This is a genomic window from Pseudoalteromonas sp. Isolate3 (genome assembly GCF_022398505.1).
Lineage (GTDB): Bacteria > Pseudomonadota > Gammaproteobacteria > Enterobacterales > Alteromonadaceae > Pseudoalteromonas > Pseudoalteromonas apostichopi.
Genome location: NZ_JAKEVN010000256.1, coordinates 1 through 1,246 on the forward strand (window position 1 = coordinate 1; position 1,246 = coordinate 1,246).

Sequence of the window (1,246 nt, forward strand, 5' to 3'; positions counted from 1 at the left end):
GTTATAAATTAAAAATGTTTATTTTTTCCATTATTTATCCTTTAAGGGCATTCCATCTGTGGAGACCCCCCATCCAAGGGTCAGAAGCTTTGGACGATTGGGGTAGGTCCAATTTCAATATTGGACCTACTTTTGATTGAGATTAAATTAGGCTTTTATAAGTTTATAACTTATCACGAAAGCAAATCAGATTACTTACATATGAACACTTGATCTTTGCCCCTCTTTTTTGCTTGATAGACAGCTTCATCCGCATGTCTAATTGAGGCAATAATAGTTTCGTTATAATTCAACTGACTAATACCTACAGAAAATGTAAAGTTCACCTTAGCATTTAAGTAAACTATGGAGCAGTCATGAACAGATTTTGAAATTCTCTCCAATACTTCTTTTGCTTTATCAGAAGTTAATCCTTGAAAAGCGATGACAAACTCTTCTCCACCTAAACGACAAAAAAGATCACTTTTTCTCAATGATGACTTTACAATTTCTGCGAATTTACGAAGAACTAAATCACCTGCCTCATGGCCAAATTTATCGTTTATTGATTTAAAATTATCAAGGTCTATCATTGCAAAGGATAAAGGTTGTTTCTCCCTTACATGTTGATTAAAAATTACATCTATAGATTCGAAAAAGAATCTGCGATTATGAACACCCGTTAACTCATCTTTAAAGGCTAAAGTCTCAAGCTTCTTCTCAAGTTTAGCTTGTTCTCGCGCCATAAATCGATATGTACAACAATCCGCTAAAACTTCTGTGAAATGAACCTCTTCTACCGACCACTCTCTAGATTCACCTACTTGCTCGCAACATACAACTCCAATTGGAAACCCTTCTTTAAAAATTATTGTATCCAACATTGACTTAATGTTCTGTGGCTTGAGATAATCATCGCAAAAGCTCTTGGTTCGTTCATCTGTTTCTGCATCATTGACAACTATTGAGTTACCAAAAAATATTGCAGAAAAGTATTCTGGATGATTTTTTTTCTCGATGATTGGAGGTTGTGGTGGAACTTCCGTAAAGTACCACTCAGAATTCAAAACACACTCCAAATATTTACCATCTTCAATCATCCAAATTGAAATTCGACTTACATCTAAAGCATTAAGTCCCAAAAGGATAATCTCTTTCATGAATCGATGTGTATCGGTGAGTAAATCCTCTCGCTTAGATGCAATCCTTCTTATTAAATTTGAATTAGCTACTAAACAACTTTTATCACTAGCCATTTGATTCATAT

General features: G+C 34.3%; 1 protein-coding gene. It reads right to left on the reverse strand.

The annotated features are described in order from the left end of the window. Nucleotides 1–191: 191 nt before the first annotated feature. Nucleotides 192–1,246: sensor domain-containing diguanylate cyclase (locus L1D46_RS20690; protein ID WP_239978173.1), on the reverse strand; the 1,055-nt coding region annotated here is incomplete at its 5' end.